The organism is Pseudoalteromonas sp. Ps84H-4, assembly GCF_024124645.1.
GTDB lineage: Bacteria > Pseudomonadota > Gammaproteobacteria > Enterobacterales > Alteromonadaceae > Pseudoalteromonas > Pseudoalteromonas lipolytica_C.
In genome coordinates this window covers 141,101-153,490 of the sequence record NZ_JAMXSK010000004.1, presented here as the reverse complement: position 1 = coordinate 153,490, position 12,390 = coordinate 141,101, and the positions used below count along the sequence as shown (strand labels likewise).

Annotated in this window: 14 protein-coding genes; 5 read left to right on the top strand and 9 right to left on the bottom strand. The window is 41.0% G+C overall.

The window, feature by feature from the left end:
• The 3 genes from NH454_RS06330 (at position 1) to NH454_RS06320 (ending at position 2,125) form a co-directional block, all read left to right on the top strand.
• A complete protein-coding gene (locus NH454_RS06330) occupies positions 1 to 741 on the top strand; it encodes a phosphoadenylyl-sulfate reductase (RefSeq protein ID WP_253038547.1) in 741 nt (246 codons plus the stop codon).
• Between the two features lie 100 nt (positions 742 to 841).
• A complete protein-coding gene (locus NH454_RS06325) occupies positions 842 to 1,570 on the top strand; it encodes a transporter substrate-binding domain-containing protein (protein WP_253038546.1) in 729 nt (242 codons plus the stop codon).
• Positions 1,571 to 1,585: 15 nt separating this feature from the next.
• A complete protein-coding gene (locus NH454_RS06320; RefSeq protein ID WP_253038545.1) occupies positions 1,586 to 2,125 on the top strand; it encodes a DUF4124 domain-containing protein in 540 nt (179 codons plus the stop codon).
• Here NH454_RS06320 and NH454_RS06315 read toward each other — a convergent pair.
• The 5 genes from NH454_RS06315 to NH454_RS06295 all read right to left on the bottom strand — a co-directional run bounded on the left by NH454_RS06315 (position 2,122) and on the right by NH454_RS06295 (position 7,516).
• Positions 2,122 to 2,367 (bottom strand): hypothetical protein, encoded by a 246-nt coding sequence (locus NH454_RS06315; protein ID WP_054552382.1) that lies wholly within the window; start codon positions 2,365 to 2,367, stop codon positions 2,122 to 2,124. The two genes, NH454_RS06320 and NH454_RS06315, sit on opposite strands and share 4 nt — an antisense overlap.
• 81 nt (positions 2,368 to 2,448) lie before the next feature.
• Positions 2,449 to 3,336, bottom strand: coding sequence for a DUF4097 domain-containing protein (locus NH454_RS06310; protein ID WP_253038544.1), 888 nt, complete (start codon positions 3,334 to 3,336; stop codon positions 2,449 to 2,451).
• Between the two features lie 350 nt (positions 3,337 to 3,686).
• A complete protein-coding gene (gene acnA / locus NH454_RS06305) occupies positions 3,687 to 6,437 on the bottom strand; it encodes an aconitate hydratase AcnA (protein ID WP_138556659.1) in 2,751 nt (916 codons plus the stop codon).
• Positions 6,438 to 6,651: 214 nt separating this feature from the next.
• Positions 6,652 to 7,071 carry a hypothetical protein gene (locus tag NH454_RS06300; protein ID WP_135923223.1) on the bottom strand — a complete coding sequence of 140 codons (420 nt, stop codon included), beginning with the start codon at positions 7,069 to 7,071 and terminating at the stop codon, positions 6,652 to 6,654.
• Positions 7,072 to 7,141: 70 nt separating this feature from the next.
• Positions 7,142 to 7,516 (bottom strand): RNA-binding S4 domain-containing protein, encoded by a 375-nt coding sequence (locus NH454_RS06295; protein WP_138556717.1) that lies wholly within the window; start codon positions 7,514 to 7,516, stop codon positions 7,142 to 7,144.
• Between the two features lie 238 nt (positions 7,517 to 7,754).
• Between NH454_RS06295 and NH454_RS06290 the strand changes: the two genes are divergently transcribed.
• Together NH454_RS06290 and NH454_RS06285 are read left to right on the top strand one after the other, a co-directional pair.
• Positions 7,755 to 8,042, top strand: a complete 288-nt coding sequence (locus tag NH454_RS06290; RefSeq protein WP_253038543.1) for a hypothetical protein — start codon at positions 7,755 to 7,757, stop codon at positions 8,040 to 8,042.
• Positions 8,043 to 8,099: 57 nt separating this feature from the next.
• Complete coding sequence (locus tag NH454_RS06285) at positions 8,100 to 8,762, top strand: hypothetical protein (protein WP_135923225.1); 663 nt, start codon at positions 8,100 to 8,102, stop codon at positions 8,760 to 8,762.
• Here the strand turns inward: NH454_RS06285 and NH454_RS06280 are convergent.
• The 4 genes from NH454_RS06280 to NH454_RS06265 all read right to left on the bottom strand — a co-directional run bounded on the left by NH454_RS06280 (position 8,759) and on the right by NH454_RS06265 (position 12,318).
• Positions 8,759 to 9,217 (bottom strand): cyclic nucleotide-binding domain-containing protein, encoded by a 459-nt coding sequence (locus NH454_RS06280; RefSeq protein ID WP_135923226.1) that lies wholly within the window; start codon positions 9,215 to 9,217, stop codon positions 8,759 to 8,761. The two genes, NH454_RS06285 and NH454_RS06280, sit on opposite strands and share 4 nt — an antisense overlap.
• A 24-nt stretch (positions 9,218 to 9,241) precedes the next feature.
• Positions 9,242 to 10,627, bottom strand: a complete 1,386-nt coding sequence (gene ntrC, locus NH454_RS06275) for a nitrogen regulation protein NR(I) (RefSeq protein WP_135923227.1) — start codon at positions 10,625 to 10,627, stop codon at positions 9,242 to 9,244.
• 18 nt (positions 10,628 to 10,645) lie between these two features.
• Positions 10,646 to 11,716, bottom strand: coding sequence for a nitrogen regulation protein NR(II) (glnL, locus tag NH454_RS06270; protein WP_135923228.1), 1,071 nt, complete (start codon positions 11,714 to 11,716; stop codon positions 10,646 to 10,648).
• An 86-nt stretch (positions 11,717 to 11,802) separates the two neighbouring features.
• Positions 11,803 to 12,318, bottom strand: coding sequence for a DUF4124 domain-containing protein (locus tag NH454_RS06265; RefSeq protein WP_135923229.1), 516 nt, complete (start codon positions 12,316 to 12,318; stop codon positions 11,803 to 11,805).
• Between the last annotated feature and the right edge of the window lie 72 nt (positions 12,319 to 12,390).

The window sequence follows — 12,390 nt, the reverse complement described above, 5'->3', positions numbered from 1 at the left end:
ATGAGTGAATTTAAAAACATCTTAACGATGAGCAAAGAAAACCAAACAGCCATGCTGGCTGATATAAATGGTCTTCTGGCTGATAAAAGCGCTGAAGAGCGTGTTGCTTGGGCACTTGAAAACTTACCAAGCACGCACTTTTTGTCGTCGAGTTTTGGTATTCAAGCGGCGGTGATGTTGCACTTAGTGACATCACAGCAGCCAGATATTCCGGTGGTACTGACAGATACCGGTTATTTGTTTCCTGAAACCTATCAGTTCATTGAGCAAATGACCGAACGACTTTCGCTTAATCTTAAAGTTTATAAAGCTGAGCTTAGCCCTGCGTGGCAAGAAGCGAAGTTTGGTAAGCTTTGGGAGCAAGGTGAAGAAGGCATTAAGCAGTACAATCAACTGAATAAAGTTGAGCCAATGACTCGTGCCTTAAACGAGCTGGATGCAGGTACTTGGTTTAGTGGCTTGCGTCGCGATCAGTCATCTAGCCGAGCTGATAAGCAAATTGTTGAAATCAGCCGAGGGACTGTGAAAGTGTATCCACTTATTGAGTGGAACAACCGTGACATCTATCAGTATCTAACGAAACATGATTTACCTTATCACCCACTTTGGGAGCAAGGTTATGTGTCGATGGGCGATGTTCACACAACACGTAAACTTGAACCGGGCATGACAGAAGAAGAGACGCGTTTCTTCGGTTTAAACCGTGAATGTGGCTTACATATTGACGGTGATGGTATCTAATCCTAAATTCCTATCAGAATTTTCGTAAAGCGTAACCAAGGTTGCGCTTTTTTTGTGCTATTTATATACAATCTCAGGCTTAATTCTGTGAGAGAAAATTATGAGTCGTGTTGTTGTATTTTTATTTTTATTATTTATTGCTCCTTTAGTACGAGCTGAAACGCTGCGTGTTGCACTCTATGACACAGATTACCCTCCTTATCATTTTGCGAGCGAGAAACAAAAAGGCTTAGTTGATGAGCTACTTGAACGTTTCGCTGAAAAGTACAAAGTGCAAATTAGTTATATTCTCGTACCTGAAGTGCGCTCTCAGCATTTACTGGATGAGGGAAAGGTTGATGTGAGGTTGGAGTCTGAGCAGTGGTACAGAGGCGAAAATCACTATTATTGGAGTGATATGATTGCAGTTGTCGAAGACGTGCTGGTGATGCCAAATGGTTGTCATATCCCTCCACTTGATAAACTGAATGGTTTTGCTGTACTGACGCGATTTGGCTATACCTATCCGCAATTTGAAGCTTTGTTTGCTTCAGGAAAAGTACACCGAGAAGACTTCTATTCTGAATTAGACATGTTGAATGCTTTACTTGATCAAAAACAAAATCAACGTGTTGCCGTCATCGCAAAAAATACCTTGCAATGGTATGCCGCACAAAATGATGCCTTTAAAAAGTTTACTGTTAGTGACTACAACGTGGGCAAAGCGCCGATGCAACTACAGTTCATTTATAATGAAAAAGGTAAGCGCATGAGCGAAAAATTTAATGACTTTATGAAAGGTCTTAAATCATCGGGGGAATTTGCTAAGATTGTGAGTAACTACCAATAATGTGTAAATGGAATTATGAAACGCTTTTGTTATTTTGCTGTGATGCTGCTCTTAACCAGTGTTGCGCTGCTGTTTTACATTAAAAAGCCAGACGGTAAACCTTACCTAGAGCTGGGCATGTTTGAGCGTTATTCAGAAAAAGTCAGTGATGATGTGAGTGATTTTGCTTCGCAAGGAGCCGATACGCTTACTAGCCAAGCTAAAAAGCTCACTGAGAAGTTGAGCTTGAGCAAAGACGCAAATGCACCTGTTGTTGTTTATAAATGGCAAGATGAACAAGGGCAGTGGCACTATGCTGATACACCCCATCCTAATTATTTTAGTATCGCGGTAAGTTTAGATCCGAACGATATAACTGTGTTACCTGCAGAGACATTTCAAGCAGATGAGAAGCAAGCAGCAACAGTTAAAGCTGACGAAACACCTTCAACGCTTGGGGTATACGACCCTAAAAACGTACAAAAAATGATGCAAGACGCTGAGCAAGCAAAACAGCTTATGGAGCAACGTAACAAGCAACTTGAACAGCAGCTCAAAAAGCAAGGTGGAAATTAACTTTGTTTGTTTTGCGCTGTGAGGTCGCTTTCCATTTTCATCAGTAAAATAGTGAGATAAATTTTGGTGGGTAGTGAGAATAGCACACCAACAGCAATACACGCTGCGCTGATCATAATGCCATGTATACCCATGCTATCACTTAAGTAATTACCGGCTAATAAAGAGTGCCCCAATATAATTAGGCAAATACCTAAAATGATAAAGGTTTTTAAGATTCGAATGATGGTTTGTTCAGTCATACAAGCACCTCACTTTAGCCATAATTAAAGTGTAGGTGCTGTTGTAATTAATAGGGTTGTTCTAAATCAAGCAATTGTCGGTTATTTGTCCAATTTTACTGGGCCGTTGATGTTATCGATACTTAAATCACCTGAACCCGCTTCGATAATTGTCAGGCCAAGTGTGTCATCAACATAAATGCTGCCAGAGCCATCGGTAATGGTAACCAGCCCTTTGATTTGTCTTACATCTATATCACCAGAGCCATCTTCGATAGTAAGCGCACCAGCCAATGTTTTAACGCTGATACTACCTGATTCATCAATAATACGTGCAGGGCCTTGGCTGTTTTCGATGCGGATATCACCAGAGTCATCTTCAATATCAATACGCCCTTGACCTTGGTCAATCATGATTGAGCCAGAGTCGTCTTCAATGCTGATATTGCCGCTGACATTGCTAATGCGAATATCGCCGGAGTCATCATCTATGTTGATATTTCTGCCTTGTTCAATAATGATTGAGCCAGAATCATCATCAATGCTGATATCGTTTTGCATCGCACGTATCACGATATCACCTGAGTCATCATCGATCTCTAGTTTGAGGTTGCTAGGCACAGAGACAATTAAATCAATATGAGGGGATGAGCCACTGTAAAACGACAAGCTACCATTATTGAGCTTGCTGATAAGCTCAGCCGTGTCGCCGTGCTTTTCGAGGGTTAGTGTATAGGTTTCATCGCCTTTTGCGGCATAGATATTGGCATTTACGGTGATATCTTTTGTATTGCTGTCGCCTTTGATGATCAATGAGCCTGCTTCGGCATCAATTTTTAACTCGCTTATATTGGCAGCAGAAATGCTTAAGTCTTGTTGTTTTTGTTCTGCGATTTGACCCGGAGAGACATGAATAACACAGCCCGTTAATAATAAACTTGATGAAATGGCCGTTGCGCAAATTGCGCGTTTGAATGATGCAATAGTCATATGGATTCCAAAATTATTGTGATTGTTATCTGGTTAGCATTTGCAAACTATGGTCCAATTTTAACATTCTGATTTTTATGTGCTTTTCATTTTTTGTAAATAAGTGTGTTGGTCTAAACTGCAATTTATACCAATTCGCTTAATTAAGTGGTCTATTTTGAGGCAATAAAACCTCGTTGGTAACAAGGCAAAAATTTCGTTATTTAGTTGTTCTAAATCAGAAATTTTTAACGCAGGTAGCGACAGGTTTAATCCCTCAAAATGATTAAGTATTATTGCGGATTGGTATTGTTAGTGATTTAAACAAAAAAGGGGCTGAAAATTCAGCCCCTTCGTCAACTTAAAAGCAGTTATTGCTCAGCCAGCATATTACGAAGTACATACTGTAAAATACCGCCGTGTTTGTAGTAATCCCATTCTTTAGGAGTATCTATGCGCACATCAACACTAAAGCTAATTTGTTTGCCTTCGCTGTTAGTGGCAATCACACTGACTTCATTGGTTTTGTCGTATAAGCCCTCAAAGTCAAATGACTCTTGACCTGTAAGGCCCAGAGACTCATAGCTTTCACCTTCTTTAAATTGCAGTGGTAATACACCCATACCTATCAGGTTAGAGCGGTGAATACGCTCATAACTTTGTGCAATAACAGCTTTAACACCCAGTAATAATGAGCCTTTTGCTGCCCAGTCTCGTGATGAACCTGTGCCATATTCTGCGCCCGCTAAAATAATCAGAGGTGTGCCGTCTTGCTGGTACTGCATTGCTGCATCATAAATACTGGCAAGTTCATCACTTGGTTGTATACGGGTAACACCGCCTTCAGTGCCCGGCGCTAGTAGGTTGCGTAAACGCACATTAGCAAAGGTACCGCGCATCATCACTTCGTGATTACCACGGCGTGATCCATAAGAGTTAAATTGTGCTTTTTGTACACCGTGATCTTGTAAGTAAAGACCTGCAGGAGCATCAGCTTTAATCGCACCTGCTGGCGAAATGTGGTCGGTTGTAACTGAGTCACCTAATTTTGCTAAACAGCGTGCACCACTAATGCTTGGAATTCCTGGAGGCTCAATTTCCATACCATCAAAGAATGGCGCTTTTTTGATGTAGGTTGACGCATCATCCCAATCATATAGTTTGCCATCAGGAATTTGAATTTTCTGCCAACGATCATCGCCTTGATACACATTGCCATAGCTTGATGCGAACATTTCTTTAGTCACTGTTTCACGGACAAGGTCGTTAACTTCGCTAACACTTGGCCAGATATTTTTCAGGTAAATGTCATTACCATTCGGATCTTGCGCTAATGGCTCGTTATATACATCAATATCTGTGCGACCTGCAATAGCGTAAGCAACAACGAGTGGCGGTGAGGCTAAGAAGTTCATTTTCACATCTTGGTGTATACGACCTTCAAAGTTACGGTTACCCGATAAAATAGAGCTTACGACCAGTTTATGCTTTTGAATTGCTTCACTGATCTCATCGGCCAGCGGGCCTGAGTTACCGATACAGGTTGTACAACCATAACCGACAAGGTTAAAGCCTAACGCATCTAAATCATCCATTAAGTCGGCTTTTTTCAAGTAATCAGTCACCACTTGTGAGCCTGGAGCGAGTGAAGTTTTAACCCAAGGTTTAACCTTTAAGCCTAATTGTTTTGCTTTCTTCGCAACTAATCCAGCAGCTAGAATTACACTTGGGTTTGAGGTGTTTGTACAACTTGTGATTGCAGCAATCACACAAGCGCCGTCTTTAAGCTCAAACTCCTCGCCTTTAAAGTTAACCTTGGCAGCACCCATGTATTGGGCTTCGTTTACCTGATCATCTGGGTTAGTTGTTGGACCTTCATCTTCAATGCGGGCTTCTTGAACATCGCTTTTATCACGTTGTTGCATGCGCTCTTCTTGAAAGCCACGAAGGTGTTCACCGATAATGCTACCAGCTTTATCAAGGGCGATTCTATCTTGCGGGCGTTTAGGACCTGCAAGGCTTGGCACGACATCATCAAGTGATAATTCAAGCGTATCTGTGTAGTGAGCTTCATCGCCAGGGTTACGCCATAAGCCTTGGTGCTTAGCATAGTCCTCAATAAGCTTAAGTTGCTCCTCATCACGGTTAGTTAAACGTAGGTAGTTAATAGTTTCGTCGTCAATCGGGAAAATACCGCAAGTTGCACCATACTCAGGCGCCATATTGGCGATTGTCGCGCGGTCAGCAAGTGGTAAATCAGCAAGACCATCACCATAAAATTCAACAAATTTTCCAACCACACCATGTTTACGTAGCATTTCTGTCACGGTTAGCACAAGGTCGGTTGCAGTTGTACCTTCAGGCAGGCGACCATTGAGCTTAAAGCCAATAACTTGAGGAATAAGTAAGCTGATTGGTTGGCCAAGCATTGCGGCTTCGGCTTCGATACCACCTACGCCCCAACCAAGTACCCCAAGACCATTGATCATAGTCGTATGTGAGTCAGTACCAACGAGGGTATCTGGGTAAGCGAGTGATTTACCGTTTTTACTATCGTTAAATACCACGCGGGCTAAATATTCTAAATTAACTTGGTGAACGATACCGGTTGCTGGTGGCACAACTTTTAGGTTATCAAAAGCGGTTTGGCCCCAACGTAAAAATTCGTAACGTTCTTTGTTGCGCTCATATTCAAGCTTCGCATTTAGATCAAATGAGCCATCTTCACCGTAGCCATCGACTTGCACTGAGTGGTCAATAACCAGCTCAGCAGGTGACAGTGGATTTATCTTTGCAGGATCACCACCGAGTTTTTCCATGGCATCGCGCATCGCCGCTAAGTCAACAATTGCAGGAACCCCTGTGAAGTCTTGCATTACTACGCGTGCAGGTGTAAAGGCAACTTCAGCAGATGGTTTAGCTTGTGGGTCCCAGTTGAGTAAGGCTTCAATGTCTTGCTTTTTAATGTTGACGCCATCTTCATTGCGCAACAGGTTTTCGAGTAATATTTTTAACGAAAATGGTAGACGTTTGGCTTTGTCGCCTAAACCTTGTAAAGAGTGAATATGGTATTGTTCACCATTAATTGTAAGCTGTTTTTGGGTATCAAAACTATTATTCATTATTTGCCCCTGTGGTTTGAGCAAGCAAAGCTCGCTTTTGTGTTTCCTTTTGAAATAGACACATTGCTATTGCAAACTTAATACCAGCTGGTAAATTTTTCTGCTGATGAAAAAATATGCTACTTAAATATAGTTGATGCCTATGTGATTTATTTCAAGTGTAAAGGGCAGATTAAAGTGTAGATATTTAAAATAGTTTTCATGAATAAGTGTGTCAATTAAGCCAGCTTTCTTGCTTACCTTTATTACTAATCAAAAGTAAGACTAAGCCAATCACAATAACGCAAAATGGCATTGCCAGTGCACTACTGCCAAACATAGCAAGGCTATCGATCACTACAAAGTTATAATATTGCTGTACTAACACAGCGATAAATGACACTAAAAAAAACTCTCTGGCTAGGGCTTTTCGAACAATTAGCATAATACTGCCAAGGCATGCTGAAAACACCGCTACAGCAAAGGCTGCAGTAGACCAAAGGGGGATGTTGCGGTATGCGTCTTGTTGATTCTCGGGTAGTAAAGCAATCATTTCAGGAGTCATTAACTGTTGCATGATAAACGCAAAAACACCTAACAGATTCCAAACAAGTGCAGCCCAAGCAAGTGGTTTAAGCCAAGCAGGAGGGGTCATAAATCACCTTTTATTGTTGTTATTATCACATTCAATTAAAGGTGATTTATGCTAACTAAGCAAGATTTAGTTAACCAAAAGAGATAGGGCGGCGGCCGGTTTTTTCGTCTACTTTTGGTTTTTTAGTGCGTTTACGTTTTGATTTTTTTGGTGCTTCTTCAGAGCTTTGTGGTTGTGCTTTTTGTACTGATTCTGGTGGACGAGGATTTGGTGTTGCATCTTCGCTTAATGTAAGCTGGAACAACTCACCATCAAAAGCAAGCACGTCACCACTGTATAATTTTTTCCGCTTTATTGTACAAATTTCATAGTTAACCCCAACATAACCTTCACCAATTAAGGCTTTTGCTTGGCCACCTGTTTCGACTAGGTCGAGCACTTTTAGCAAGTTACATAGCTCTATTGGCTCTTCTTCTAGTTCAATTTCGATGAAATCTTCGTTCATGTTGGTCTCTCTTAATTCAGTCGCAGCCATTATAAAGCCTAGCACTCAATTGAACCAAGATTAAATTTTCAAACTCTTCAAGCGGTTAAAATTTACAGCAATAAATAATCTGAGATTTTTAAAAACAGTAAAAAAACTGCAGTATTTGCTGGCTACACTGCGCGCGTATGAAATTGGTGTACAAATTGCTAATTGCTTATCCGTTTAATATTTTTAGATTCGTTCTGGAGTAGTAGTAATGGGCGTAAGATCAGCGCTAAGAAAAGAGTTAATGGGATTACAAGATTCATCATTGCTAGCGGCAGATGATGTGCGAGCTTTGCTAACTCAAGCTATAAAGTCGCAGCCTGAAAAGTCAGAACAGGGATTTGCATTAATTTCTCGCTTTAATGATAACCATAGCCAATTGACTTCAGGTGAAGCAAATAAAGAAAAACTGCTTCAGCATCAAACCCACCGCTTATTTAAAGATATTCTCTACACTCGGCAAAGTGTTAATAATTGGCTGAAAAAGCACCTGAATTAATTGATTTATTGTTTTTCTCGCTTTAGACTACATTTGTAATCTAAAGCGAGAAAGAAAATGAAAAGGATAATTTCAGCAGCCATATTTTTAATTTTGGCAGGTTGTCAGCAACCAACAGTCTACGTATACACAGAAAATCTTGATCAACAACAGTTGCACACATTAGAGCATGCTTTAAATGAGCAAAGCTTACCCTACGAATACACAAAGCTCCCTATTCCAAGAGACTTTGCTGATGCAACCTTAATGTTATCGAGCGATAAAATTCTCACTCATGAAACCGAGCAACTTGCAGAAATTATGCAGGGGCTGGGTTATCAAGCTGAAATTAAGTACACCACAGAGGCTAATCACTTTTACAATCAAGGCAATATAGGCTTTTACTTACGAGCAAAAAATGGCTCAACTAGTTTCACTATGCCGGCTCGAGTAATAACAACGGGTTGCGTTGAGGATGAGTTTAACGGCCTTGCGGTCAAATTTAGTGATAAACAGGCCGAGTTTAACCTAGCGAGTGGTAGACGAGTCTCATTGGACTGGGATTACTTATACGGCTATTTAGTCATTTATTATAAAAACTATTCGCAAAGTTACAGCCATTTAACGCCAGAAGTGAGTACCCCATTTGGTATGAAACCATCAGATACCTACCGTTACACAGCACGTGTAAATAAACCAGGTTGGCTTAATTGTTCATTGCAAGTTGTGTATATGGATTAGCTACGTGATTCGAGATAATTACTCAATTTCACAATACGCTCACTCATGCCTTCGATTATGCGATCTTTAATTTTCTCGCGGATCACATTGGGCAAGCGGGTGAGTGCTTCGGGGGCGATAGCTAATAAAATAGTATCTACTCTAGCACGGGCGCTTGTGCTATGTTCCCGATTGTTAATAAAAGCACCTTCACCGATAAACTCACCTGGGTCAATAATGCCAAGCTCATGTAAATGACTTTGCTTGAACACCATCAGTGAACCACTTAGAACAATATACAAACGCTTGTCATTGTCGTACTGCTTGAAAACAGCACGGCCTTGTTTAACCAAATATAAATGACTGAATGACTCTAATAACACTTGTCGTTCACTAAGAGTAAACTCTCTAAAGAACGACAATCTGTTAATTATTTCCATTTGTTTAATGAGTGGTATGTGTTCGATTAACTTCATTGATTCACATTTTATGGCGATAAATTAGCTAATATTGCGCTCTTTTAACTTACGGGTCAATGTATTGCGGCCCCAACCAATTTTCACCGCGGCGTCTTGCTTGTGCCCCGCACAATTGGCTAATGCTGTTTTAATCAAGCGAGTTTCTAGCTGTGCTTGTATAGCCGGCCAGATATTTTCTTTACCTTGTTTAAGCTCAAGGTTGAGCCATTGCTGAAATGCATCCAGCCAATCACCTTCCTGTTCCACTGGAGCTGCGGCAACTATTTCGGGCGGTAAATCTTGTTCGCTGATAAGCTCACCCGGAGCCATTACTGTTAACCAGCGACAGGTGTTTTCTAGTTGGCGCACGTTACCTGGCCAATTGAATAAGCGTAGTTGCTCTGTGGCTTTAGGGCTTAGTATTTTGCTTTCAACTTGAAGCTCTTTGGCACTTTTATGTAAAAAGTGCTGTGCAAGACGTTCAATGTCTTCGGTACGTTCGCGTAGCGCTGGTAAGCGTAAACGCACAACGTTAAGACGATGAAACAAGTCATCACGGAACTTGCCTTGTTTAACTAAATCTTCGAGATTTTGGTGTGTTGCAGCGATAATACGCACATCTACTTTAATGCTTTGATGGCCACCAACTCGGTAAAATTCACCATCGGCTAATACACGTAACAAACGCGTTTGTACATCAAGTGGCATGTCACCAATTTCATCTAAAAATAAGGTACCACCATTAGCTTGTTCAAAACGACCTTTACGAATACTGTCGGCCCCTGTAAACGCGCCTTTTTCATGGCCAAACAATTCTGATTCTACTAACTCTTTTGGAATGGCAGCCATATTTAAAGCGATAAATTGGTTTTCTTTACGCGGACTATGATTGTGTAGGGCACTGGCAACAAGCTCTTTACCTGTTCCTGATTCACCATTAATTAGCACGCTCATACTTGATGCTGATAATTTACCAATCGCGCGAAACACCTCTTGCATCGCAGGCGCTTCGCCTATGATATGGGCATTCGTTTGTGGTGCTTGCTTACGCTTGGTTTTTTTTGTTGAATTAGCACGACAGGCGCTCTCTACCAGCGCAACTGCTTCATCTAGATCAAATGGTTTTGCAAGGTATTCAAATGCGCCTTTTTGGAATGCATTTACCGCTGAGTCTAAGTCTGAGTGTGCAGTCATAATGATGACTGGCAACCCAGGGTTTTGTTCGGCAATTGTTTCAAGTAATGCCATACCATCCATACCAGGCATTCTTACATCTGACACTAGAACGGTAGGCTGACTAAACTTGAGTGCGTTAAGCACATCTTGTGCATTTGCATAACTTTCTGTTTCAAATCCTGCTCGCGCCAGCGCTTTTTCTAATACAAAGCGTATTGAGGCATCATCATCAACTAACCAAACTGTTTTCATGACTACTCCAAAAAACCATTAATCCGTAAAAGGCAAATAGATATTAAATTCTGTATGGCCTGGCCAACTATCGCAGTCAATGTGTCCACCGTGTTGATCAACCAAAGTCTGTGCAATGGATAACCCTAGTCCTGAACCATTTTCTTTGTTAGTGATCATTGGATAAAACAAGGTTTCTCTTAAACTCTTATCTATTCCTGGACCATTATCTGAAATCTGGATCAGCAAGGTTTTCTTCGGTGCTTTACCAGGACGTCTATGTTGATGGTTAATACGGGTTTTTATTCTAATTTCGCCACCATCAACCAGAGCCTGCTGTGCATTGCGAATAATGTTAAGTACCACTTGTTGAATTTTACTTTGGTCAATGTACACACTCGGTATACTTGGATCATAGTCTTTCACTAAAGTGATATTAGCGCTGTTATCTAACATGCTAAGCTTAATCACTGACTCAAGAGCTTGGTGAATATTGCCATATGATTTATGTGGCAATTGGTTTGGACCAAGTAAACGGTCTACGAGCTCTCGTAATCGGTCAGCTTGCTCAATGATAAGCTCTGCACATTGATCACGCTCTTGCTGATCAACCTCGTACTGCAATAATTGCGCCGCTCCGCGTATTCCACCCAAAGGATTTTTAATTTCGTGTGCTAAACCACGAATTAAATTGCGTGCGGCTTGATATTGGTGCATTTGATTTGATGCTTGATCGTGGCGAATTTCATCATCCATTTGTCGGCACTCAAACAAAATATAATTTTCATTATTGCTGTTTATTCGGCGGGTGCTAATGGTTAGCTTAGCATGGCGAGAATCGACGAACACCACGTCAGCTCTATGCTGGTGGCAGTCAACGCCATCAAACAACGAGTACTGAGCAATACGTTTTAGGTCAATGGAGTGGTAGTTAAATAAGTTATCGAATGGCTGATTAATTATACGCTTTGGACCTAAGCCTAATAGCTCACTGGCACTATCATTTGCATAAACCAGTTTAAAATCATTATCGAGCAAAATAACGGCTGTACTTAAATTTTTCCAAATACTTTCGAGTAGTTCAGAATTAAAATGTGTATCACTGAGCATGTTTGCACCATTTTAGTGCGTTGCAATTAACAGCAGCTTAGCACAATCCATTTACTTTGCATGATACCGACTCGAAAAAATTAGTTTCAATTAAGTATCGATGCTCTGTGCATGTAGAAAGTGCTAACAGGGCTAACCGAAACGACTTTATTATTCGCATCTATGAGTTTTGCTTGTAATGTGTGTTCGCCTCGGTCGACATTTCGCAATGCAAAGGTCGTGCTATTACTCGATTTTCCGTGAGGTGTGCCATCGACTATCAGCTGTACTTTGAAGCCTGTTGCAAAACGCGGACTCACTCGTGCTGTGACGTATACTGAGCCTGTATTCTCTCGAACGGTTGCCTCATTTTCTGGTGAGGAAATCGTTATTTTAAAGTTTACAGGTGTCGCACTAGCGGGGTTATCAAGTATGCTGGTGTCGGTTTTAGGCATGGTGAGGTTTTGAGTATTGAGCTTTACTTCTTTAGCCCCAGGGCGAGGTGAGTCTGAGAACACTAAAACACCATTCTCATCTTTCCACGAGTAAATTTTTTTTACTTCACTTTGTGCGTAATTGCATACTGTAAAAAGGAGTAATACTAATAAAATCGTGTTTTTCACTCTGTGACCCTAGGTTATCTAATCTAACTAAAACTTTAGAGTAGAATTGGCCAAATTACCATCAAAAAAGCC

Bases quoted from the DNA above. Each gene is read 5' to 3' on its own strand.
- NH454_RS06330 (WP_253038547.1), top strand. From the start codon at position 1: ATGAGTGAATTTAAAAACATCTTAACGATGAGCAAAGAAAACCAAACA.
- NH454_RS06325 (WP_253038546.1), top strand. From the start codon at position 842: ATGAGTCGTGTTGTTGTATTTTTATTTTTATTATTTATTGCTCCTTTA.
- NH454_RS06320 (WP_253038545.1), top strand. From the start codon at position 1,586: ATGAAACGCTTTTGTTATTTTGCTGTGATGCTGCTCTTAACCAGTGTT.
- NH454_RS06315 (WP_054552382.1), bottom strand. From the start codon at position 2,367: ATGACTGAACAAACCATCATTCGAATCTTAAAAACCTTTATCATTTTA.
- NH454_RS06310 (WP_253038544.1), bottom strand. From the start codon at position 3,336: ATGACTATTGCATCATTCAAACGCGCAATTTGCGCAACGGCCATTTCA.
- acnA (WP_138556659.1), bottom strand. From the start codon at position 6,437: ATGAATAATAGTTTTGATACCCAAAAACAGCTTACAATTAATGGTGAA.
- NH454_RS06300 (WP_135923223.1), bottom strand. From the start codon at position 7,071: ATGACCCCTCCTGCTTGGCTTAAACCACTTGCTTGGGCTGCACTTGTT.
- NH454_RS06295 (WP_138556717.1), bottom strand. From the start codon at position 7,516: ATGAACGAAGATTTCATCGAAATTGAACTAGAAGAAGAGCCAATAGAG.
- NH454_RS06290 (WP_253038543.1), top strand. From the start codon at position 7,755: ATGGGCGTAAGATCAGCGCTAAGAAAAGAGTTAATGGGATTACAAGAT.
- NH454_RS06285 (WP_135923225.1), top strand. From the start codon at position 8,100: ATGAAAAGGATAATTTCAGCAGCCATATTTTTAATTTTGGCAGGTTGT.
- NH454_RS06280 (WP_135923226.1), bottom strand. From the start codon at position 9,217: ATGAAGTTAATCGAACACATACCACTCATTAAACAAATGGAAATAATT.
- ntrC (WP_135923227.1), bottom strand. From the start codon at position 10,627: ATGAAAACAGTTTGGTTAGTTGATGATGATGCCTCAATACGCTTTGTA.
- glnL (WP_135923228.1), bottom strand. From the start codon at position 11,716: ATGCTCAGTGATACACATTTTAATTCTGAACTACTCGAAAGTATTTGG.